Source organism: Sporofaciens sp. St.21A7 (assembly GCF_059728535.1).
The window spans coordinates 5,307,771-5,331,510 of record NZ_BAAGFN010000001.1 but is presented as its reverse complement, the minus strand read 5'-3'; the positions used below and the strand labels follow the sequence as shown (position 1 = coordinate 5,331,510).

Genomic DNA, 23,740 nt, shown 5'->3' with positions numbered 1-23,740 from the left:
CTAAATCTATGTGGAAAACGTAATACACAACGGAAAATTGTAATTTTTCAAGGAAAATGGTGATGAAATTATTTGTTTCCACGTCTTATCCACAGAAATCCCAAATGTTATCCACAATTTGTGGATAAATAAATTTAGAAAAATCGCGGAATAGCTTGACTCAGACGCATTTTTTCTATATAATCAAGGCTGATGTCTTAGGAAAATTTGTAGGGAGTTTCCCTTAGTATATAAGGAGGTGGATATCTATGAAAATGACATTCCAGCCAAAGAAGAGACAGAGGGCTAAAGTCCATGGGTTCAGATCCAGGATGAGCACCAAAGGTGGAAGAAAAGTTCTTGCTAGCAGAAGAGCAAAAGGAAGAAAGAGATTATCAGCGTAGGCCGCATATATGTGGCCTTTTCTTCTATAAAAATTGGACGGTGTGTGAATGAAGTATTCCGAGTCATTGAAGAAGAACCAGGATTTCCGGAATGTCTATGGAAGAGGGAAATCCTGTGCGAACAAGTATCTGGTAATGTATGTATTAGAGAATGAAACCGGCAGGAACCGGTTAGGTATATCCGTAAGTAAGAAAGTTGGCAATAGTATTGTAAGGCATAGATTAACAAGGCTGATTAGGGAAAGCTATAGACTGCAAGAGGAACGTTACAGACGGGGACTGGATATCGTCGTGATTGCCAGAGCGGCTGCGAAAGAGAAGAATTACCATGAAATTGACAGCGCAATGCTCCATCTGGGACGTCTTCATACCATTATAGATAGGGGTAACGTATTATGAAACACATTCTGTTAGGCTGTATCAGATTCTATCGGAAGTATTTATCTGCTCTGAAGGGATATTCGTCCTGTATTTATTATCCCACATGTTCGCAGTATGCGATAGAGGCTATTGAGAAATATGGTGCGTTTAAAGGAACAGCTCTAGCTGTATGGAGGATATTACGTTGTAATCCGTTTGCAAAGGGAGGGTACGACCCGGTTCCATGATAGGATTTACCCCGCTTTTTGGAAACTTATGTTTCTATAAATAGAATACATTGGAGGAATGAGTATGACATTTAGTTTATTATCGGCAGCGAATTGGCCGATTGTAGGTCAGATTAGCTGGCTGTTGGGGAAGGTCATGAACTTTATCTATACGATATTGGATAATGCGCTTCCAAGTGATAACGGACTGGTGGGGTTATCAATCATTTTATATACCATCTTCGTATATACATTGATGCTCCCGCTTACCGTCAGCCAACAGAGAATGCAGAAGTTATCTGCTGTGACGAACCCTGAGGTTCAGGCAATCCAGAAAAAATATAAGAATAAAAAAGACCAGGCGTCTATGATGAAGCAGCAGGAGGAGATTCAGCAGGTATATGACAAGTACGGAACCTCCATGATGGGAGGATGTCTTCCGATGCTGATTCAGCTGCCGCTGTTGTTGGCTTTATACCCGGTTATTTACGATATTCAGAGTTATGTCCCGGCAATCAAGGATGCTCCGGCAAGCGTGAACCAGTTCCTTACGATACCGGACATGACAATATCTCCGATTACGATGATTAGGAACAGCGGTTCCTATGGAATGGCTCCGGCTGTCATTATTATTACGGCGATTCTTGTCCCGGTACTGTCCGGCCTTACACAATATTTGAGCGTTAAGATTTCCCAGGCAATTTCCGGACAGCAGATGGATAAGGATAATCCGATGGCAAGCACTATGAACACCATGAATGTGACGATGCCGTTATTCTCTGTGTTTATGGTATTTTCACTTCCGACAGGTATCGGTATGTACTGGGTGTTCAGCGCCGTGGTAAGAATTGTACAGCAAGTTATCATCAACAAGCATTTGGCTAAGATTTCGGTGGAAGAGTTGGTGGAGAAGAATAAGGAAAAGGCTGCGAAGAAGCGTGAGAAGCGCAGCGTAAAGGCCGAGAAGATTAACGCTATGGCACAGACGAATACCAGGAGTATCAAGGATTCTGCCAGCAGAAACGTATCGGGAATGAGTGAGAAAGAGCGAGAAAGAAGAATAGAACAGGCAAAATCGCGTGCTGAGAATGCCAGGGAAGGCAGCCTTGCGGCAAAGGCTAACATGGTTAAAAAATTCAATGAAAATAATTAGGGGGCTTTATTCATGGAATATATTACTGTATCAGCGAGGACGTTAGATGATGCGATTACAGAAGCATTAGTCCAGTTAGGAGTGACGAGTGATCAATTAGATTATCAGGTGATTGAAAAAGGAAGCGCCGGATTCCTTGGAATCGGTATGAAGCAGGCAGTAATCAAAGCACGCAGGAAAGAAGAGGCCAGGGAAGAAGAGCCTGAGATTGAAATCCCGAAGGTAGACGTTTCTTTGGTCAGGGAGCCTGTTAAGAAAGAAATAAAAAAGGAAGCGCCGAAAAAAGAGCATGTAAAGAAGGAAACTACTAAGAAGGAGCATAAAGAACATAAGGATTATAAGGAGCATGGAAAGAAGGATTCTGTAAAGAAAGAGTCTAAGAAGAAAACGCCGGTAAAAGAGCAGCCTGCAGCCAATGTTCCTGAGAAGAAAGAGGTAGAGCTTGCAAAGGTAGAGAAATGTACGATTGAAGCTTGTGAGAAATTTGTGAGCGATGTTTTAAAGGCGATGGATATGACGGATGTAAAGGTTACATCCGTTGTGGACGAAGAGGGCGCGCTTTCTATTGATATGGAAGGAAGCAATATGGGAATCCTGATTGGAAAAAGAGGACAGACGTTGGATTCTCTCCAATATCTGACGAACAGGGTTGCCAACAAGATGCAGGAAGGATATGTGCGTGTAAAGCTTGACACGGAGGATTACCGCAGGAGAAGGAAAGAGACTCTTGAGAATCTTGCGAAGAATATTGCAAGCAAGGTGAAGAGAAGCAGGAGGACGGTATCGTTAGAGCCTATGAATCCTTATGAGAGAAGGATTATCCATTCGGCATTGCAGGCAGACCCGGCGGTTTCCACACATAGCGAAGGGGAAGAACCTTATAGGAGAGTAGTAGTTACTCTGGTACGTAATAGGTAGGATAATGAAAATAGGGGTTTCACACCCCTATTTTTGTTATCTGCACAGTCCCGTGCAGAGGAGATTAGATAAGGAGGCAAAAATGGGAAGATTCTATAATGATACGGTTGCCGCAATATCGACCGCAATGAGCGATGCGGGAATTGGTATTGTAAGAATGAGCGGTCCGGAAGCATTTTTGATTGCAGATGGAGTTTATAGAGGAAAAAGGAAGAAATTGCTCTCAGAGCAGCGGACACATACGATTCATTATGGATATGTGATGGATGGGGAATGTATGGTTGATGAAGTGCTTGTAATGCTGATGAGGGGACCTCATAGTTTTACCGGGGAGGATACGGTGGAGATTAACTGCCATGGAGGTGTGTATGTCGTTAAACGTATACTGGAACTGTTGATTGATAGGGGGGCAAGACCTGCAGAACCGGGGGAATTTACAAAGAGGGCTTTCTTAAATGGAAAGCTGGATTTGTCCCAAGCAGAGGCGGTGGGAGATTTGATATCATCCAGGAATCAGTATGCGCTTCAAAGTTCTGTCAGCCAGTTAAAGGGGAATATCAGGGATAAAATCAGTGAGATTAGAAATGAAATCATTTACCATACAGCTTTTATTGAGTCGGCTTTGGACGACCCGGAACATATCAGTGTGGATGGATATGGGGAAAAATTGCGGCAAACTGTGGAAAAGCTTATGGGACAGATACGGAACCTGATAGATACTTATGATGACGGAAGGATGATAAAAGAAGGAATCCGCACGGTTATTTTGGGCAGACCAAACGCAGGAAAGTCTTCTCTTTTGAATGTGCTTTTAGGAGAAGAAAGGGCGATTGTTACGGAAATTGCAGGTACGACCAGAGATATTTTGGAGGAGCATATTAATTTGAGAGGGATCTCTCTGAATATGATAGATACTGCGGGAATCCGGGATACCGAAGATATTGTGGAAAAGATAGGGGTAGACCGGGCAAGGAATTATGCGGGGCAGGCGGATTTGATTCTGTATGTGATAGATGCATCAATGCCTTTGGATGAGAATGATGAAGAGATTTTTCGTTTGATTAGGGAGAAAAAATCTATTATTTTATTGAACAAAACAGATTTGGAGACGGTGGTTACAGAGGAAGAGGTAAAAAACGCATATTTTGCAAGTAATCTTTCAAATTTGGATAGCAAAGAAATAAATAAGTTTACTATACCCATTATTTCTATGTCGATAAGAGAAAAAATAGGAATAGATGTTCTGGAAGAAACTTTAAAAGTAATGTTTTTTGAAGGAAAACTTTCATTTAATGATGAAATATATATTACGAATTTACGTCATAAGACAGCTCTTCAGGATTCATTTTACGCATTGGAAAGGGTAAAAGACAGTATTGATTCTGGGATGCCGGAAGATTTTTATTCGATTGATTTGCTGGATGCCTATGAGTCGCTTGGAGAGATTACAGGAGAGAAGGCAGGAGAGGATTTAGTCAATGAGATATTCAGCAAATTTTGCATGGGGAAATAAGTATCTGGATAAACGGGTGAAAGGTAGAGGAGGATTTGGTTGGTGAAAGATTTGGCAAATTCTGTGTGGATAAATGAAGATGGATATGATGTGGTGGTAATAGGCGCTGGACATGCAGGATGTGAGGCGGCGCTTGCTGTTTCCAGGTTGGGATTTCGTACAATTATATTTACTGTAAGTGTGGACAGCATTGCATTGATGCCGTGTAATCCTAATATTGGGGGAAGTTCAAAGGGACATCTGGTAAGAGAGGTGGATGCCCTTGGCGGGGAGATGGGGAAAATAATCGACCGGACTTTTATTCAGTCCAAAATGCTTAATAAATCGAAAGGGCCGGCGGTCCATTCCCTTAGAGCTCAGGCGGATAAGGCAAATTACAGCCGCACGATGCGGCAGGTATTAGAGAGTCAGGAAAATCTGGAAATTAAACAGATGGAAGTGGTAAAGATTCTGACAGAGGATGGAAAGGTGAGTGGGGTACAGACATTTTCGGGCGCTGTGTATCCATGCAAGGCTGTGATTCTGTGTACCGGCACTTACCTTAGGGCGCGGTGCATTTATGGGGAGGTGAGCAGTAATACAGGACCAAATGGATTGCAGGCTGCCAATTATCTCTCGGATTCTTTAAAGGAGCTTGGAATTCAGATGTATCGTTTTAAGACAGGGACTCCGGCGAGAATTGATAAGAATACGGTTGATTTTAGTAAGATGGAAGAACAGTTTGGGGATGAGAGAGTAGTTCCGTTTTCATTTACCACAAATCCCGAAGAGGTGCAGATAGATCAAGTATCTTGCTGGCTGACTTATACGAATCAGACTACCCATGAGATTATAAGGAAGAATTTGGATCGTTCGCCTTTGTTTTCTGGAATGATAGAAGGGACTGGACCGAGGTATTGTCCGTCTATTGAGGATAAAGTGGTAAAGTTTGCCGATAAGGAGAGGCATCAGGTGTTTATTGAGCCAGAAGGATTGGAAACAAATGAGATGTATATTGGGGGGATGTCTAGTTCACTTCCGGAGGATGTCCAGTATGCAATGTACCGGACGGTGCCTGGATTGGAGAATGTGAAGATTGTCAGAAATGCTTATGCAATTGAGTATGACTGTATTGATGCAAGACAGCTAAAGCCTTCTTTGGAATTTCGGAAGATTGAAGGTCTGTTCAGCGGCGGACAGTTTAACGGAAGTTCAGGATATGAAGAGGCGGCGGCGCAAGGTTTGATGGCGGGGATTAATGCGGCAAGGAAATTGCAGGGGAAAGAGGCTGTTGTATTGGATAGGTCGGAAGCTTATATCGGAGTGTTGATTGACGATCTTGTTACAAAGGAGAGCCGTGAACCTTACCGGATGATGACTTCCAGAGCAGAGTATCGTTTATTATTAAGACAGGATAATGCAGACCAAAGATTAACGAAGATAGGGTATGAGATTGGATTGATTCCTGAGGAAAGATATCAAAGACTTTTAAGGAAGGAAGAGTGGATAGAATCTGAAATTGAGAGGATGAAAACTACGAATGTAGGTACTTCTGATAAGGTTCAGAATTTGTTGGATGATTATGGAAGTACAAGGTTGGTATCGGGTATTTCTCTTGCCGAATTGATTCGCCGTCCGGAGTTATCCTACCGGGCATTGAAGGAGATTGATGAAAAGAGACCGGAAATTCCAGATGAACTGGAAGAAGATGTGATAGAACAGGTGGATATTTTTATTAAGTATGAAGGGTATATCAGCAGACAGAAGAGACAGGTGGAGCAGTTTAAGAAATTGGAGAGTAAGAGGATACCAGAGGATATTGATTATGATTCGATTAAGAGTTTGCGGATAGAGGCAGTTCAAAAGTTGAAAGAGTACCGTCCGGTTTCGGTGGGGCAGGCGTCTCGGATATCGGGAGTATCACCGGCGGATATTTCTGTTTTGTTGGTGTATATGGGGAGTGAGAGTATGCGGTCAGTATATTAGAAATTTAATACATTAATACATTAAAGCGATAAAGTAATATAATACTATATAATCAAAGTAATAAAGTTTCTGTTTGCGGTTATATGGTTAAGAATATGATTGAGAAGCAGATGGCAGGTATTAATGCTTTTGAAAAAAATGATGTGAACTTATTTGTGAGGTTAGGGATGGTTAATTTATTGAAAGAAAAGATGAAAGAGATTCATGTTGAACTGGATGAAAGGAAGATAAAACAGTTTTATAGATTTTATGAGTTACTAATTGAATGGAATAGAGTAATGAATCTGACAGGTATTACAGAATATGAAGAAATTGTGGAGAAGCATTTTGTAGATAGTCTTTCTATTGTAAAGGTTCTTGATTTGAAGCAGGTGGATAAGATTCTTGATTTAGGAACTGGTGCAGGGTTTCCGGGAATTCCTTTAAAAATTGTTTTTCCACATCTTAATATGGTATTGTTGGATTCATTGAATAAGAGAATAAAATTTTTAGATGAGGTAATTAAGGAGTTAGAGCTTACAGAAATTTATACAATTCATGGAAGAGCAGAGGACTATGCAAGAAAAGAGGAGTATAGGGAACAGTTTGATTTGTGTGTATCAAGAGCTGTTGCTAATCTTTCAACATTAACTGAATATTGTTTGCCATATGTAAAAAAGGGCGGAGTCTTTGTTTCATATAAATCTGGGAATATTGATGAAGAGATAGCAGAGTCAAAAAAGGCTGCTCAGTTGTTGGGTGGAAATATTGTTGATGTTGTAAAGTTTCAATTACCGGGGACAGATATTAACAGGTCGTTTGTAAAAATAGAAAAAGTAAAAAATACAGGCGGAAAGTATCCGCGTAAATCGGGTATACCTGCAAAAGAGCCATTAAGATAAAAAGAGTGCAGTTTGGAAAATGTTTTTTCCAAACTGCACTCTTTCAAAATTCATCTTCTAAGAAAATCTTGACTTTATCCATAAACTCATTCGGCTTTTCTAATTGAGGAAGCTGGCGTGTTTCATGAATGGTTTCTACCTCTATCGAAGGCATGATGTTTCGATAAATATCTATATTTTCGGTTTTATTCATTTTATCATCACCTACAATAAAATAAATACTGTTTGTTATTGTTTTTAGACAGTGTTTCAAGTTAACAGTAGTATAATGACCGTAAATGCTTGCAAACAGATATTTGGAGTTGGCATCCATGTGTGCTGTCTCATAATAAGTACTGATTAAATCATGTTCTAAAAGGTTGGAGTTATAAAAGTAATATTCAGTAAAAAGCTCGTCGGTGCTATTTCTTCCGGTAAATAAATTATATATGAAAGTACCTACGATAGGAAGTTGCAATAGGTTCATAAATATCTTGCTCCGTTTGTCAGGAATATTTGATAGTTCTTTTATATCGGGTGGATTTACAAGTATTATTTTGCGAATCACAGAATTATCATTGTGGCATGCAGCGATGGCAAATGCTCCTGAATCGCCAGTTGCAAGAATATCAGTTTCTTCTCCAATGACCTGTTTAATAAAATCATTAATCAATTGTACATAGAGATAGTTTGTATATGTAATGTTGGGTTTATCTGAGCGCCCACATCCTAAAAGGTCGATACGATAAACGGTATTTGTTTTAGAAAGGTCTTTTAAAACCTTATTCCATTCATGTCCAGAACTGTAGGTGTCCAAATTGTGAATAAGGAGAAGTGGATGACCTGACCCAATTTTTTTGTAATATATTTTTCCAAATTTCCAGTTGTAATATGAACCAGAGGCGCTGGATAATAAGTTGTCCATTGTTGCCGAGAAGTAAATGAGTTTGTTCATTATATGAATTATGAGTGTAGCAAAACTTGCTAATGAGATCATGCTTATAATTTTCTTTTTCCAATTCATGTGTACACTTCCTTCCATATAAGTTGTAGAATGATTCTGCTTTTTTTAATGATTTTCTGCCACCATATTTATATGTGCTTTTTAAGATAAATCATTGTTTGGGTTACAATATATAATTTTATGTTTTCAATTTGATTAATATAATAAATTGAAATGTTTTGTTTGAAATGGATTTACAAATTTATAATGAAGTTTGATTTATTATACTATAGAATTTTCTGAAAGTAAATGTTTCACGTGAAACATTTTTGTGGAATAAAAAATATATTATAAATTAATGACTTTATAATTGAATTTAAATGTTTCAGCCTGAATCCCTATCAAGATAATTTTACAAGAATTGAAAGCATGTAGGATAAGTTAGAATCTTACTGTTAGTTGGTTGTATAGTTAAGAAGATGATTAAGCAGCAGAAAAAGCAGGAGAAGCAGATGGCAAGCAAATAATATCTTCTCATTGATATGAAATGAATCGAATATGGGACATAATATGATGTTAAGTATGCGGATATATAAAATATATGCATTCAATAAAAGTTAAATGAAAACCCTAATCCCCCAGCTATGCTGGGGCGAATAGAGTAAGCGGCAGCGGTGAGGATACTATAAAAAAGCCTCCTGTGATACAATGAGTAAGGTGTCGCAAGCCAAACTCAAAGAACAGGAGGCGTCCACAATGGACAAGAAAAGTTTATCACATACTTCATGGAAATGCCAGTACCATATTGTTTTTATACCCAAGTACAGAAAAAAGAAGCTGTACGGGCAGCTGAGGAGCGATGTACGGGAGATCATACAGACGCTGTGCAACTATAAAGGAATAGAAATCGTTTCGGGAGCGGTATGTATAGATCATGTACACCTATGTGTTAGTATACCACCGAAAATGAGTATCTCAAGCTTCATGGGATATCTAAAAGGGAAAAGTACCCTAATGATCTATGATAGGCATCCGGATTTGCAGAACAAATGGAACAAAGCATTCTGGGCAAGAGGGTACTATGTGGCAACAATAGGCAATCTGACAGAAGAGGCGATTAAGAAATATATCGCAGAACAGTCAGAAGAGTCAAGAAAAGAAGATAGTGAAGGATCCGCTTTTTAGCGGAAGCCAGTAAAAACGCTTGCGACACCCGCCTTTCAGGCGCGCAAGTAATAAAGGCCCCTTGGGGGGGCCCTCTCCAAACCCCCACTTGAAGTGGGGGTTGGTGACTTAGTATATGATAAACAATTTGTCATTCTATCCTCTCTTTTCTACATTTGAAAAGAGAGAAAATATCTGTGGTAATGTAACCGGAGATAATGATAAGTAATATAATCTTTATTCTCTCAATTAAAAGATAATATTCTGCTTGTATTAATGAAAATTGCTCCACAATATAAAAATGTAATAGAACCCTTGCAGTAGTTTGGAAAATTTTGAACAAATAGAAAAAATGTATAGGCGGGTGTGGTAGCGTCGCTTATATATTAAAGAACTAATCTGATAAGAAATTATATTATTACCGAAGGTTGTACAAATCCGCCAGACAGAAAAGACATTCAGTCTGATAGGAAACTAAAAGGGTAATAATAAAAAATGCTAATAATATGCCTATGTGCCATAGAGCAATCCATAATGAGAGAGTTGTTGGCTGTAAGTTGTGAAAAAACCATATGTGGTACAAAGTGTAAGAATACTAAATATATGTTAAAAAATACTATCATTGATTTATTATAGTTATATGGTTAAGAAAATGATTGAGCAGCAGGAGAAGTAGATATTTTTATATATTATGATTTTAAATATGTAAGTTCTTTTGATTATTCAAATGTTTCACGTGAAACATTTGAATATATAGAAAAGAAGAATGAAAAATGCAGATATATACTAAATGTTTTTAAATGATATATTATCAATATTTTATAATAATTATTTATGTTGAAAATATCTACTGCTTTTATTAAGCGATAGAAAGCTGCTAATTTTTTTTGCCAAAGGATACACCGTAACATGTTCTTTGAATGGTTGTATTTTGCTCAATAAAGTATACCTAAGGGTACACCGTAATGCATGCCCTGTGGGCAGGTGGATTTTGTTCATTACGGTATACCCAAGGACACACCGTAATTTATGCCCCTTGTGGGGCGTGTGGACATCGTCTAACAAAGTATAAATTTGGAAGAGAATTTTTGTTAAAATAGTAATAATGTTATTGAAATAAAAAATATTTAATGCTAAAGAGTATAAAACTGATTATACTTCCGGTGTTATATGAAAAAATAAATAATAGATAAGTTATAAATTGTATTAATGAGAATAATTGCCGCTTGATAAGTATTGAAAATAATAATGTTTCACGTGAAACATTATTAATGGTAATAAAAGTACATAATAATTGTAATGGATTCTTTTAAAATGAATATGTTTTGTATAAATTAAAGTTATTGGATGAAATATTTGACTTAACTAATAAATAAAGTTTGCAAATGTTTCTATTCAATTATAATCTTGTTGTTATTCTATCTTATAGAATTTCTTTTGCTAAAAATATTAATTTTTAAAGTCAAACATATAATTTTTGCTATAAAGAAATGCTTTATAAACAGTATTAATTTAATGGTAAATATGGTAAAAAGATTTAGAAAAGCTTTTATAGTGGAAAATAATAACAAAAAACTCAGATGTTTCACGTGAAACATCAAAAAAATCATAAAATATATTTTAATATTAAACATTTGCTAGATATGTAGAAAAAAAAGTGTTATACTATTTTCAATGAAAAAGAAAGGTGATTGTAGATGGGAAGAATTATAGCTATTGCCAACCAAAAAGGCGGTGTCGGCAAAACAACAACTGCAATTAATCTATCAGCTTCTCTTGCTGAAAAAGGTCGAAAGGTTCTTGCTATTGATATGGATCCACAGGGGAATATGTCGAGTGGACTCGGCTTAGATAAAAACGCAATAGACGGGACAATCTATGATATGATAATTGGAGAAGCTGATGTGGAAGAGGTAATCCATAAAGATACAATTGAAAATTTGGATATATTGCCTTCCAATGTTGATTTATCCGCAGTTGAAATTGAAATGATTGATGTGGAAAATAAGGAATTTGTAGTGAAAAATGCAATTCAAAAGATAAGGGACAATTATGACTATGTGATTATCGATTGTCCGCCGTCATTAAGCTTACTTACAGTGAATGCTATGACAACAGCTGACTCTGTGTTGGTTCCAATTCAATGTGAATATTATGCTTTGGAAGGATTAAGCCAACTGATACATACTGTAGAATTAGTAAAAGACAGATTGAATCCAGTATTAGAAATTGAAGGCGTCGTATTTACAATGTATGATGCAAGGACAAATCTGTCATTGCAGGTTGTAGAAAATGTAAAAGATAACTTGGAACAAAATATTTACAAAACAATCATTCCAAGAAATATAAGACTTGCTGAGGCACCAAGTTTTGGAACACCGATTAATCAATATGACCCAAGATCGGCTGGGGCGGAGAGTTATATGAGGCTTGCAGAAGAAGTGATAAGTAAGGAATCATAAGGGGAGGATATGATGGCGGTAAAGAAAAAAGGACTGGGAAAAGGATTGGACAGTCTGATTCCTGATAATAGGTCAACAAAATCTGCTGAACCAGAATTAACATCAAAAAATGAACCGGAATCAGAATTAAATTCTGGGGAACAGATGTTGAAAATAAATCTGGTAGAACCTAATAGAGAACAACCGCGAAAAAAATTTGAGGAGGATGGTTTATTAGAATTAGCTGATTCTATTAAGCAATTTGGAATCTTACAGCCATTGCTGGTCAGAAAAAGAAATGATTATTACGAGATTATTGCAGGTGAGAGAAGATGGAGAGCAGCAAAAATCGCTGGTATAAGGGAAGTCCCTGTGATTATCAAAGAATATTCAGAACAGGAAATTGTGGAAATTGGATTGATTGAAAACATACAAAGGGAAAATCTTAATCCGATTGAAGAAGCAATGGCATTTAAAAGACTATTAGAAGAGTTCAATTTAAAGCAGGATGAAGTTGCCGAGCGAGTTTCAAAGAGTAGAACTGCTGTAACAAATTCTATGCGGTTATTGAAGTTGAATGAAAAAGTTCAACAGATGATTATTGATGATATGATATCGACTGGTCATGCAAGAGCGTTGCTTGCGATTGATAGTAAAGAGCAGCAGTACATACTAGCCAATAGGATATTTGATGAAAAGTTGAGTGTAAGGGAAACTGAAAAATTAATAAAAGATATTAAGAATCCTAAAAAACCAAAGGAAAAGAAACCAATAGAGAATCCATTTGTCTATAAAGATATTGAAGATAAGATGAAAGAAGTTATGGGAACTAAAGTCAATATTTCCTCAAAAGGCAATGGAAAAGGCAAAATAGAAATAGAATATTATTCAGATAAAGAGTTGGAACGAATGTTCGATATGATAATGAGTATACGAAGGGAAGAAGAATAATACATGGAGAGTAAGATACTGGTCACGCTAGGGATAGATCCGGCATTCATACTTTTATTCCTATTGATTTTGATTGTCGTGTTGTTTGTTTTGTATGTGAACCTTACCGTAAAATATAATAAATTACAAAGTAGTTATAATACGTTTATGAAAGGAAGAAATGGGAAAACTCTTGAAGAGAGCCTAAAAGAAAAATTCGGAGAAGTAGACTCTATACTCAAGATAACAAAACAAAACCGGTCAGATATCAAAGATTTGTTTAAAAAGTATGAAAAAGGATTTCAAAAGACAGGCATTGTAAAATATGATGCATTTAACGAAATGGGTGGAAAACTGAGTTTTGCAGTAGCACTTCTGGATAAGAATAATAATGGATGGATTATGAATGCTATGCATAGCAGAGAAGGATGTTATACTTATATAAAGGAAATTATTAAAGGCGAGAGTTATGTCGAACTAGCTGAGGAAGAGGCAGAAGCATTGGACAAGGCTATTTTTGAAAATTATGAGATGGATGTAAAAGATGTCAAAAAATAAAATAATACCAACTTAGGAGGAAAAGAGCATGTTAGATATTAAATTTGTAAGAATGAACCCGGATGTGGTAAGAGAGAATATAAAGAAAAAATTTCAGGATGAAAAATTACCTCTGGTGGACGACGTATTAGAATTAGATCAGAGGAATAGAGATATAAAGCAGGAGGTAGAAGGACTCCGTGCAGAGCGCAATACAATTTCCAAACAGATCGGAGCTTGTATGGCGAAAAGTAAGAAGGAAGAAGCAGAGGAGTTAAAGAAGAAAGTACAGGAGAATGCAGAACGGGTAGAAAATCTGTCTGCAGAGGAGAAGGAAGTAGAAGCAAAAATTAAAAAGATAATGATGACAATTCCAAATATCATCGATCCTTCTGTACCGATTGGAAAAGATGACAGCGAAAATGTGGAGATACAGAAATATGGGGAACCAGTAGTTCCAGATTTTGAAATTCCATACCATACGGATATCATGGGAAGTTTCAATGGAATTGATTTAGAGAGTGCGGGAGAAGTTGCAGGAAACGGATTCTATTATTTAATGGGCGACATTGCAAGGCTTCATTCTGCTGTGTTGTCCTATGCCCGTGATTTTATGATTGGAAGAGGCTTCACATACTGTATTCCTCCATTTATGATAAGAAGTAATGTAGTTACCGGCGTTATGAGTTTTGCAGAGATGGATGCCATGATGTATAAGATAGAAGGAGAAGACCTTTATCTGATTGGAACCAGTGAACATTCCATGATTGGAAAATTTATTGGAAAGATGCTTACAGAAGAGGAGCTTCCTCAGACATTGACCAGCTATTCTCCGTGTTTCCGTAAAGAAAAAGGAGCTCATGGAATTGAAGAGAGAGGAGTCTACAGAATTCATCAGTTTGAGAAGCAGGAGATGATTGTTGTATGTAAGCCAGAGGAAAGTATGAAATGGTATGATAATCTGTGGCAGAATACGGTTGACCTTTTCCGTTCTATGGATATACCGGTTCGTACTCTGGAATGCTGTTCCGGAGATTTGGCAGACTTGAAAGTAAAATCTTGTGATGTTGAAGCATGGTCCCCAAGACAGAAAAAGTATTTTGAGGTGGGAAGCTGCTCGAATCTGGGGGACGCTCAGGCAAGAAGACTTGGCATAAGGGTAAAAGGGACAGATGGAAAATATTTTGCCCATACATTAAATAATACGGTGGCAGCGCCGCCGAGAATGCTGATAGCATTTTTAGAAAATAATTTGCAGGCAGACGGAACAGTAAGGATTCCTGACGTTCTCAGACCATACATGGGAGGCACAGAGGTACTAATACCTAAGAGATAAAAGCACATTATGTGCGCGAAGCTAAAAAATTGCATTTATAAGGAAAATAATATGCATCAATATATGAATGCCATTGGATTTGGCAATATTAACAGCAAAAGAGAATTGAAAAATATTCTTACTCAAGTAAGAACTTCATTTACACAGCATGATCTCATTGCACAGGATGAAGAGATGGACATCTGCGAATATCAGAAGGAGTATGGCGCAGGAATTGGGATAGCGATGTTTGGGGACAGAGATATTCATGAAGAGTTTGAGAAAAACTATTACTATCCATTTTTTCTGGGAACCGGAATTACCAGCCATGCAGATGTCTATATAGAAAGAAGGATGGATAGAGAGGCATATGCCGGAATATGCGAGGATATGAAGGTGGGGATTAATCTAATCTTCCACCTTCAAAATACAGTAGAATTGCTCAAAGAGCGTCAGAGAGCAAAAAAATCTGTAAAATACAAGTCCGTAACTTTATCTGGATTGTGCAACGGAGGTACGATTCTTTTGCCAGTATTAAAGGATAAAGAACAGGAGAAGAGGCAAAAGGAAGAAATTCATAATCGGATGATGCTTGTGAGTGCGGCAAGGACGGGAGATCCTGCCGCTATCGAAAGCCTGACAATGGATGATATTGATACATATTCAAAAGTATCACAACGTCTGGTCAGCGAAGATGTATTTAGTATTGTAGACACATATATCATGCCTTATGGAATTGAATGTGATCATTATTCGATTATGGGCGAGATTTTGGAATTACAAATAATTACCAATGAGTACACGAAAGAAGAAATATATGTAATGAGATTGGATGTAAACGAACTTATGTTCGATATATGTGTACCCGTAAAAAATGTTATTGGAGATGCAGCGGTTGGGAGAAGGTTTAAAGGGAATATGTGGCTGCAGGGAAGAATTAATTTTTGAAAAATGATTTAGAAAATTGGGTGTAAAGCCGACATTATATTATATGGCTTTTCACCTGATTTTTATTGTCTGTATAATGGGGTTAAAACCCTCGCCTTAAGGCGAAACCTTTAGGTCAACCCCATAACCTCAAGTTTAGAAAAAAGTAAAAATAGAAATACTAAACGTGAGGTGAAGAATATGGAGAATTATAGAAAATCGTCACATTGCACGTATGATATTAAGTACCATCTGGTTTGGATAACAAAATATAGAAAACCGGTGATAACAGGAAAGATAGCGGTACGGACAAGAGAATTAATCCGAATCATATGCGAAAAGAACGAGGTAGAAATCCTGGCAGGGCATGTAGGAAGTGATCACATCCATATGCTGGTATCAGCACCGCCGCATCTATCAGCAAGTAAGCTGGTACAATATATTAAGGGAACAACATCCCGAAAATTGCAGATGGAATACAAAGAATTGAACAAGCAATTCTGGGGACGGCATTTGTGGGCAAGAGGATACTTTGTGGCAAGTAGTGGAAATGTAACAGATGAAATTATCAAAGAGTATATTAAAAATCAAGATTTACAAGAGAAATTAAAAACAGACAACTTTGAAATAAGTTAAAGATAAAAGGAATAACAAAGAGCAGAGACAACTTTAGGCTGCTTTAGCAGCACACCGAACCTACCGGCTTTAGCCGGTAGTGGTTCAGTTATATGACATTTGGAAAAAAATGGTGTATTGATTTTATTTATAAAATGTTCTAAAATGTGAGGATAAGTAAATATAGTCGAAAGTGTGTAGATTAATAAAACTGTAAGTGAAGAGATAGATTAATATGACCGTTAAAGAAAGAAGAGGTTGCATTTGAATAAACAAAGAATGATTATAAAGAAGATGTGTGCTGCAGGAATAGTCGGAATATTAGCTGCGAATGTAGCTACATCTTTGCCAGCAGTAGGATATACGGAAAAAATGGGGGCAGAAGAGTACCATGCTTCAGCTAGGGATAAGGATGAATCTAGCATCCAGCAAGTAGTGGTTCCTGTGACTCCAGTTACATCAAATAATGTGGTGTCAGGAACACAGTCTGTTTCCCCTAATGTGTCAGGAGAAAATGATGAAAAAGGAAATATGAATGGCACAGGGGGAGATGGAGAAAAAGAAAACCAGAATATTTCGAGTGGAAATGGAACAACTGGGAATCCAGGAAGTACAGGAGGAAACGGAACAACTGGGAATCCAGAAAGTACAGGAGGAAGCGGGACAACTGGGAATCCGGGAAATCCAGGAGAAAGCGGGATAGCTGGGAATCCAGGAAGTACGGATGAAAATGGAGTATCCGAAAATCCAGGAGGAGAAAATGGAAGTGGGACAACTGGGAATCCGGGAAGTACAGGAGGAAATGAATCGATAGAGAATCCTGGGGAAATAGATGGAAATGGATCTACTGAAAATTCAGGAGATTCAGATACATCAAATCAGCCGAATAATCCTGATAAACCAGATGGATCGAACCAACCAGAGAATCCGGATGGAGAGGAAGATACGGATAATCCAGATCAATCTGGTGATCCAGATGGTTCGGAAATTGTGGACGGTTCAAACCAGTCCGGCGATGTTTCTAAACCGGACAATGTAGGAAAACCAGATAATACCCAAAACCCACCAATATCAGGAAAACCCAATGAACCTGATATTCCAGACAATCAAGATAAACCCGATGCTTCTGGTATAACAAAACCATCGTGGCCATTGGATATGAAGCCAGGATTCGGCACAAATACTAACGATGGAATCATAGATATAGAGCAATTTAAACCAGAAACGATTTCACCCGAAAGAATTAAAAATGCATCTCTTATATTGAACCAAAAATTAGTGAAACTACCCCAAATAGTAGAAGATTACCGATTTTGGACAGTTGCAAGAAAATATGCATTTGCAAAAGAAAACCTGGTTATCCGAGAATCAATTATACCAGAAGAGGAGACCAATGATAAGGCGCGTATAGTCGGTAAACTGCGAAAGAATGGTCTATTATATATATTGAAAGAAGAGGAAGATGGCTGGTTATATGTTGAATCAGGAAGAGTCAGGGGATTCGTACGTTCAGAAGAAGTGATTACGAATGAGGATGCAGGACAGCAATTGAAAATCTATCAGGAAAAGGCAAAAAAGAGAGCTGAAAGGTTAAAACAGGAATACAAAGGAATTGAAGGTACTGCACCTATGGCACGGGAAATACTGCCATGGCAGGAAAATGAAGCCTATACATACCTGAGAGCTACAGTAAATCAGACAGTGGTAGAGAAAAAATATGCCCTTGCCAAAAACGAATATGTGGAAGTAATGGAAGATAAAGATGAAGAGAGCCGGGTAATCGGTGTTCTTCCACAAAGAGGATTGTGTTTCATTTTGGAGGATGAGAAGGAGGAATGGATTTATATAGAATCCGGAGATGTTCGGGGATTTGTAAAGAAAAATTCTATCCAATTCGGTGAGGACGTCACAGAACAAGTGAAAGAAAAGCAAGAAGATACATTTTTACTGGCAGAAGAGAAAGTAAAAGCCGAAGAAAATGAAGCATGTTACTATACCCTTACTTCAACAAAACCAGGGGTTCCAAGCGGAGAAATCAGAAGGTCTATGGTAGAATTTGCCGCTCAGTTTGTTGGAAATCCGTATGTGTGGGGAGGAACCAGTTTAACTGAAGGGGCAGATTGTTCAGGATTTGTCCAAAGTATTTATAAACAATATGGATATGAATTGCCGAGAGTATCCCGCGACCAGGCTCAGTATGGCACAAAAATACCGGTAGAAGATGCCTTGCCGGGTGATTTGATTTTTTATGCCAATAATGGTAATGTGTATCACGTTGTCATGTATGCAGGCGAAGGGAAGACGATTGAAGCCATGAGTACAGATATGGGCATTGTTCAGGCAGATGTGAGTAAAAACAGTGCGGTATGGGCAACTAGAATTTTAAATGATAATGGCTATGCCGGGGGCGGAATCAGCGATGTGAATGCTACAAAGGATATGTATGGGAAGAATCTCGGTACATTTAAGCTGACTTATTATTGTGCCTGTGAACTCTGCTGTAATGTGGAGACTGGGATTACGGCAACAGGAGCGCCGGTTGTAGAGGGAAGGACGATAGCCGTTGACCCGAGAGTCATTCCTTACGGTACGCAAGTTATTATTGGAGGGCATGTATTTACCGCAGAGGATTGCGGAGGGGCAATTAAGGAGAATCATATTGATATTTATGTGAATGATCATGAAGAAGCTCTGGCTCTAGGCGTTAATTATGCGGATGTATATCTTAAAAAGTAACAGTAATTGTATGTTTATTAGTTAAAAATAGCTGATTGGAAAATGTAGGGGATTTCCTGTGGTTGATAAAATAATTTAAAGAAGTCGTTTAAATGATTTGACAATTGGCAGGTGTTGAAGTATAATAAGAAAGCATTAAGTTTGATGCATATGTTAGATAGTTGTCGCTATAGCTCAGCAGGATAGAGCGACCGCCTCCTAAGAAAGTGTTATAACACTCGCCTAAGAGGAAAAAGAAAAAGGTAACAAGTAAAACTAAATATAGATTTTGTAACTGTCGCTATAGCTCAGCTGGATAGAGCGACCGCCTCCTAAGCGGTAGGTCGGAGGTTCAAATCCTCTTAGCGACGCCAAAAACTCCGCCGAAAGCATTGATTTTTCAAGGTTTTCGGCGTTTTTTATTTCCAAAAAGAATTTGAACTCATAACAATGTCCGATTAGCAGGAGCGGTTTTTTCTAATCAGATTTGACGGAGAAACAGAGGGAAGTTTGCCAACATCTTATAGATTGCAGGAAAAAGCAGGATTTTGAATACGGCGCTCATGCGTATATAGTACATCAATGAATTAAAAAAAGAATTACGATACTGTCCTCATTGATTGTTTATGTGGATAACCACATAAACAGTCTAATGCGGAGTTAAATATTATGCAGAGTAACTATCTGCAATCATTAATAAAACCTATGATTTTCTTTCTGTTTACTCAGCATAATATTCCATATAGAATACCTCTTACAAATCACAGAAAGGGGGTTCCTATATGGAGCAACACGAGGTAACTATTGAAGAATTAGTAAATGGGCTGATGGATCACCTTAAGCTCATTGGCTACAAAGAAAGTACCCGGGAAAGATACTTGGCTTATTATAAAGTCTTTATCAAGTACTGCAGAAAGAAGGAGATTGATTATTTTTCACTTGATCTTGGAAAGCAGTTTCTGTTAGAACATCACAAGCATAAGTGGGTTGATTTTGAAAATCTGACAATGGCTGAGAATTATCTCCAGCGTCACATATGGATGTTGTACGAATTTCAATTGTACGGTGAAATCCGCCAGAAAAAACGACTTTCAAAAGACATGAGACTTGAATATTTTGAGGGTGTTTTAGATGGCTACATTGCACATGAAACAGAAAGAGGACTTAAGGATACAACCTTAAAGGGCAAGGAATTTTCTGCGAGAAAAGTATTTAAGTATTTCGAAAGCATCGGGATAAAAAATACCAGCGACATACGGTCCGAGCATGCATATGGATTTTTGGCAAGCAGATCCTACTACTCTATAACGACAAAAGAGGCTTATCAGTATTTGCTTAGGAGCCTTCTCGCTTATATGAGCCAAAAGGAACTGTGCAGTAAGGATTTAGCTCAGATGTTTCCGGTTATTTCAATTCACACCAAGAATTCATATCCTTCGTATTTCACGCCGGAATGTATAACAAAACTGCTTCAAAGCATCGATACCGAAACGTTGTATGGGAAAAGAGATTACCTGATTCTCCTCTTGGCAGCAACCCTTGGAATGAGGTGTATCGATATATGCCGGCTTACTCTGGATGACATTGATTGGAAAAGGAAAACTATTGGTTTTGTACAGTCTAAAACCGGTGAATATGTTTCATTACCCATTAGTGATGAATTGCTTATGGCTCTTATCGATTATATAAAAAACGCACGTCCCGAATGTGATTATAGAGAAGTATTGGTCAGCAACCGGGCGCCTGTGAAACCCTTTGAACACAGAAATTTCCATGAAATGCTGCAAAAATATTTTAAGCGTGCAGAAATTACTTTTAAAGAGGACCAGAAGCATGGGATGCATTCCATGCGTTCTTCTTTAGCAAGCAACATGCTTAGAAGTGAGGTCCCTATTCCTGTGATCTCAAATGTATTAGGGCATAAATATACAGATACGACAGGGATATATATCAAAATCGATTTAGAAGGACTAAGAAAAGTCGCATTGGAGGTGCCGAGGTATGAGTGAAAAAGAGATGGCTGGATTCGATGGTTTATATGGAGATACGTGTATCGCCTTTATAGAATACAGACGAAGCCTTGGATATAAATACGAGGGAAGAATCGTCCGTGCAATCAGGGAATTGAACCGATATCTGAATGAGCATGCCGCAGATGACACTATAAATCTGACAAAAGAATTGGTTCTTGGATTTGCTGCTAAGAGAGAAGGTGAACAGCCTATGACTCAAATGCGTAGAGAAGCACTGATAAGGCAGCTTGCAACATATCTGAACAGCATTGGTGTTCCTACATATGTTCTTCCGGAACATCAGCATGAAAGGTGTTCATTTGTTCCATATATTTTCACAAGGGAACAGATTTGCAGTCTGTTAAAGGCGGCAGACAGCCTTCCGTATGCTTATCGTTCGCCTAATATGTACAATGTTTACCCTTTCCTCCTCAGACTGCTCTATTGCTGCGGTTTGAGAATATCTGAGGCCTTATCCCTGAAGATATCTGATATAGATTTTACAGATAAAGTGATTACGGTAAGACAGTCAAAATACAATAACACACGCTTAGTGCCTATGTCGGAGTCCCTGTTCGCATGCTTAAGGAACTATATGAACGCGGTCAGATACTCGGAAAATGATACCGGTCTTCTATTCAGAAACCGATGGGGTAAGGCTTACCGGCCGAACTCTATACTTCAGAAGTATAAGAAGCTGCTTGAAGAAGCCGGTATTCCATGTACGGCAAGCGGAAAGCTTCCCCGTCTGCACGACTTAAGGCACACATTTGCAGTTCATGCACTTGAGGGAATGGCTGCCCAAGGAATTGATATGTATGTTTCCATACCATATCTTGAGGAATACATGGGGCATAGAAATATCAACTGCACAGAGAAATACCTCCGCTTAACAGCAGACTCCTATGATCGGATAATTGATGCACTCACACCATTATACAATGACATGATCAAGGGAGGGGATGCAGATGAGTAAAAAATATTTATCGGATTATCTTACTGACTATCTCACGAGATACCTTCCTCTGCAGATAGGAGCAAGCCCCAACACTATCAGGTCATACAGAGATGCCTTTATTGTATTTTTGCGGTACTGTCGTGATGAATTAAAGATTAAACCAGAGAAGTTAACAATGGATCAGATTTCAAGAAAAATGGTTGAAGTCTATTTGTTATGGCTGGAAGAAAACAAAGGCTGTGCTGTTAGTACAAGGAATCATAGACTTACAGTCATTCATGCATTGATGAGATATATCGCGGTAGAAGATCCCCGGTACATGTCCAAATGTCAGGAAATACTCGGAATAGACTTTAAGAAATGCGCCAAAAGAGAAGTTGAATATCTAACTGTCGATGAATTGAAAATCATTTTTGAACAGCCTGACAGTAAAAGAAAAAATGGCCAAAGAGATCTTACCATGCTTTCACTTTTATATGATTCCGGGGCAAGAGTCCAGGAACTTGTAGATTTAAAACTGAAAGACATCCGCTTTACAAAACCTGCAACTGTTACGCTTACAGGAAAAGGAAACAAGGCAAGAATCGTGCCATTGATGCCGGATACGGGAGCGCTGATAGAAAAGTATACAAGTAACTATGGCATCACAGTGCCGGATCAGTACCTGTTTGTGAATAAAATGAAACAGAAACTGACGAGATCCGGAGTCGAATATGTGATATCGAAATATGTGGCAAAGGCTCAGGTTAGTCACCCTGAAATAGCCATCTTAAATGTGACACCTCATATTTTTCGCCACAGTAAAGCGATGCATTTGGTGCAGGCAAATGTAAATCTGATTTATATCCGCGATTTCTTGGGGCACGAATCAGTCAAAACAACAGAAATATATGCGAAAGCTGATTCTGCCGCAAAAAGAGAAGCTCTTGAAAAGGCAAGCGAAAAAATCATTCCAGAAAGCCGATACAAAGATAAAAAGAGAGAAGAACTCCTTGATTGGTTAAAGGAAATGATTTAAAGAGATCAACAGAATGGAGAATTATTATGCAGAGTATAATACGACACAATCACAGCGAAATGAATGAATTCAGCGGTTTACTCCGCATAATAATTTACTCCGCATTAGACTGTATGCCGAGCTTGGGGATGCTGACAATCAACGCTCTTGCGGCTTCTGACAGCGTAGTTATCCCGACACAGCCGCATTATCTTTCCTCCAAAGGCTTAGAGCTGTTGCTTCGCTCCGTGTCTAAGGTCAAACGGCAAATCAACCCGCACCTGCGGATTGACGGCATCCTTATGACGATGGTAATGTCACGCACGAACATCTCTAAGGAAATCACGGCAACGGTAAAAAGCGCCTACGGGCAGAGGATAAAAGTATTCGACACGCAGATACCACACTCCATCCGAGCCGTGGAAGCCACCGCAGAGGGAAAGAGAATTTTTGCCTACGACAAAGGCGGCAAGGTAGCCGCCGCTTACGAGCAGTTCAGAAAGGAGGTGGCAGAGCTTTTTTTACGGGCGCACGCCGCTATTCTCGGCATCACTATGGGAATGAAAATGCCCGCAATTTTCTGAATTGACAGTTGTTGATTTTTCTGATTTGGCGCAAGGGTGTAAGATTTACAATGAGTTCATTGGTAAAATGGCGAATACCTCAGAAAGCAAATTAAATTATATTATATTATATTGGAATCGCTGTCTGCGGAAATAAAAAGCAGATTAACAAACTGACGGGGAGTATGTCTTTGTTACGATAAGACAGAGGAAGCAGAGGGCTTATCCTTTTGTTTCCTCTTTT

General features: G+C 38.4%; 21 protein-coding genes, 1 tRNA gene and 1 pseudogene. 22 read left to right on the top strand and 1 reads right to left on the bottom strand.

Annotation, left to right across the window (positions count from 1 at the left end):
• Window positions 1-248: 248 nt before the first annotated feature.
• From rpmH to rsmG, 8 genes are all read left to right on the top strand, one after another.
• Window positions 249-383 carry a 50S ribosomal protein L34 gene (gene rpmH / locus AC6I3O_RS26415; RefSeq protein ID WP_159749322.1) on the top strand — a complete coding sequence of 45 codons (135 nt, stop codon included), beginning with the start codon at window positions 249-251 and terminating at the stop codon, window positions 381-383.
• 48 nt (window positions 384-431) lie between these two features.
• Window positions 432-782, top strand: coding sequence for a ribonuclease P protein component (gene rnpA, locus AC6I3O_RS26410; protein ID WP_497853384.1), 351 nt, complete (start codon window positions 432-434; stop codon window positions 780-782).
• Window positions 779-991 carry a membrane protein insertion efficiency factor YidD gene (yidD, locus tag AC6I3O_RS26405; protein ID WP_497853383.1) on the top strand — a complete coding sequence of 71 codons (213 nt, stop codon included), beginning with the start codon at window positions 779-781 and terminating at the stop codon, window positions 989-991. The genes rnpA and yidD overlap by 4 nt, the downstream gene beginning before the upstream one ends.
• A gap of 64 nt (window positions 992-1,055) precedes the next feature.
• Window positions 1,056-2,123 carry a YidC/Oxa1 family membrane protein insertase gene (locus tag AC6I3O_RS26400; protein WP_497853382.1) on the top strand — a complete coding sequence of 356 codons (1,068 nt, stop codon included), beginning with the start codon at window positions 1,056-1,058 and terminating at the stop codon, window positions 2,121-2,123.
• Between the two features lie 12 nt (window positions 2,124-2,135).
• On the top strand, window positions 2,136-3,041 hold the full coding sequence (jag, locus tag AC6I3O_RS26395) for an RNA-binding cell elongation regulator Jag/EloR (protein WP_497853381.1): 906 nt from the start codon (window positions 2,136-2,138) through the stop codon (window positions 3,039-3,041).
• Between the two features lie 82 nt (window positions 3,042-3,123).
• Entirely contained in the window at window positions 3,124-4,554 is a 1,431-nt protein-coding gene (mnmE, locus tag AC6I3O_RS26390; RefSeq protein WP_497853380.1) for a tRNA uridine-5-carboxymethylaminomethyl(34) synthesis GTPase MnmE, read from the top strand.
• A gap of 42 nt (window positions 4,555-4,596) precedes the next feature.
• Entirely contained in the window at window positions 4,597-6,519 is a 1,923-nt protein-coding gene (mnmG, locus tag AC6I3O_RS26385; RefSeq protein WP_497853379.1) for a tRNA uridine-5-carboxymethylaminomethyl(34) synthesis enzyme MnmG, read from the top strand.
• 167 nt (window positions 6,520-6,686) lie between these two features.
• Window positions 6,687-7,400 (top strand): 16S rRNA (guanine(527)-N(7))-methyltransferase RsmG, encoded by a 714-nt coding sequence (gene rsmG / locus AC6I3O_RS26380; protein ID WP_497853615.1) that lies wholly within the window; start codon window positions 6,687-6,689, stop codon window positions 7,398-7,400.
• Window positions 7,401-7,443: 43 nt separating this feature from the next.
• Here the strand turns inward: rsmG and AC6I3O_RS26375 are convergent, their stop codons facing one another.
• Complete coding sequence (locus AC6I3O_RS26375; RefSeq protein ID WP_497853378.1) at window positions 7,444-8,403, bottom strand: alpha/beta fold hydrolase; 960 nt, start codon at window positions 8,401-8,403, stop codon at window positions 7,444-7,446.
• 675 nt (window positions 8,404-9,078) lie between these two features.
• Here AC6I3O_RS26375 and tnpA (AC6I3O_RS26370) point away from each other — a divergent pair.
• From tnpA (AC6I3O_RS26370) to AC6I3O_RS26305, 14 genes and pseudogenes are all read left to right on the top strand, one after another.
• Window positions 9,079-9,507, top strand: a complete 429-nt coding sequence (gene tnpA, locus AC6I3O_RS26370; protein WP_497853377.1) for an IS200/IS605 family transposase — start codon at window positions 9,079-9,081, stop codon at window positions 9,505-9,507.
• Between the two features lie 1,676 nt (window positions 9,508-11,183).
• Entirely contained in the window at window positions 11,184-11,948 is a 765-nt protein-coding gene (locus tag AC6I3O_RS26365; RefSeq protein WP_497853376.1) for a ParA family protein, read from the top strand.
• 12 nt (window positions 11,949-11,960) lie between these two features.
• Window positions 11,961-12,878, top strand: a complete 918-nt coding sequence (locus AC6I3O_RS26360; RefSeq protein ID WP_497853613.1) for a ParB/RepB/Spo0J family partition protein — start codon at window positions 11,961-11,963, stop codon at window positions 12,876-12,878.
• 3 nt (window positions 12,879-12,881) lie between these two features.
• Entirely contained in the window at window positions 12,882-13,415 is a 534-nt protein-coding gene (locus AC6I3O_RS26355; protein ID WP_497853375.1) for a DUF4446 family protein, read from the top strand.
• A gap of 28 nt (window positions 13,416-13,443) precedes the next feature.
• A complete protein-coding gene (serS, locus tag AC6I3O_RS26350) occupies window positions 13,444-14,730 on the top strand; it encodes a serine--tRNA ligase (protein ID WP_497853374.1) in 1,287 nt (428 codons plus the stop codon).
• A 51-nt stretch (window positions 14,731-14,781) separates the two neighbouring features.
• Window positions 14,782-15,657, top strand: coding sequence for a DUF3881 family protein (locus AC6I3O_RS26345; RefSeq protein WP_497853373.1), 876 nt, complete (start codon window positions 14,782-14,784; stop codon window positions 15,655-15,657).
• A 180-nt stretch (window positions 15,658-15,837) separates the two neighbouring features.
• Window positions 15,838-16,272 carry an IS200/IS605 family transposase gene (gene tnpA / locus AC6I3O_RS26340; protein WP_300512659.1) on the top strand — a complete coding sequence of 145 codons (435 nt, stop codon included), beginning with the start codon at window positions 15,838-15,840 and terminating at the stop codon, window positions 16,270-16,272.
• A gap of 243 nt (window positions 16,273-16,515) precedes the next feature.
• A complete protein-coding gene (locus AC6I3O_RS26335; RefSeq protein WP_497853372.1) occupies window positions 16,516-18,987 on the top strand; it encodes an NlpC/P60 family protein in 2,472 nt (823 codons plus the stop codon).
• Window positions 18,988-19,263: 276 nt separating this feature from the next.
• Window positions 19,264-19,340: transfer RNA gene (locus AC6I3O_RS26330), tRNA-Arg, on the top strand.
• Between the two features lie 408 nt (window positions 19,341-19,748).
• Window positions 19,749-20,975 (top strand): site-specific integrase, encoded by a 1,227-nt coding sequence (locus AC6I3O_RS26325; RefSeq protein WP_289227658.1) that lies wholly within the window; start codon window positions 19,749-19,751, stop codon window positions 20,973-20,975.
• A complete protein-coding gene (locus tag AC6I3O_RS26320) occupies window positions 20,968-21,954 on the top strand; it encodes a tyrosine-type recombinase/integrase (RefSeq protein ID WP_162208674.1) in 987 nt (328 codons plus the stop codon). Before AC6I3O_RS26325 ends, AC6I3O_RS26320 begins: the two co-directional genes overlap by 8 nt.
• Entirely contained in the window at window positions 21,947-22,954 is a 1,008-nt protein-coding gene (locus AC6I3O_RS26315) for a site-specific integrase (RefSeq protein ID WP_162208673.1), read from the top strand. Before AC6I3O_RS26320 ends, AC6I3O_RS26315 begins: the two co-directional genes overlap by 8 nt.
• A 95-nt stretch (window positions 22,955-23,049) precedes the next feature.
• Window positions 23,050-23,517, top strand: a pseudogene (locus AC6I3O_RS26310) (ParA family protein); the annotation flags it as partial.
• A 95-nt stretch (window positions 23,518-23,612) separates the two neighbouring features.
• Entirely contained in the window at window positions 23,613-23,699 is an 87-nt protein-coding gene (locus AC6I3O_RS26305; protein WP_497853611.1) for a DUF2000 family protein, read from the top strand.
• Window positions 23,700-23,740: the final 41 nt, after the last annotated feature.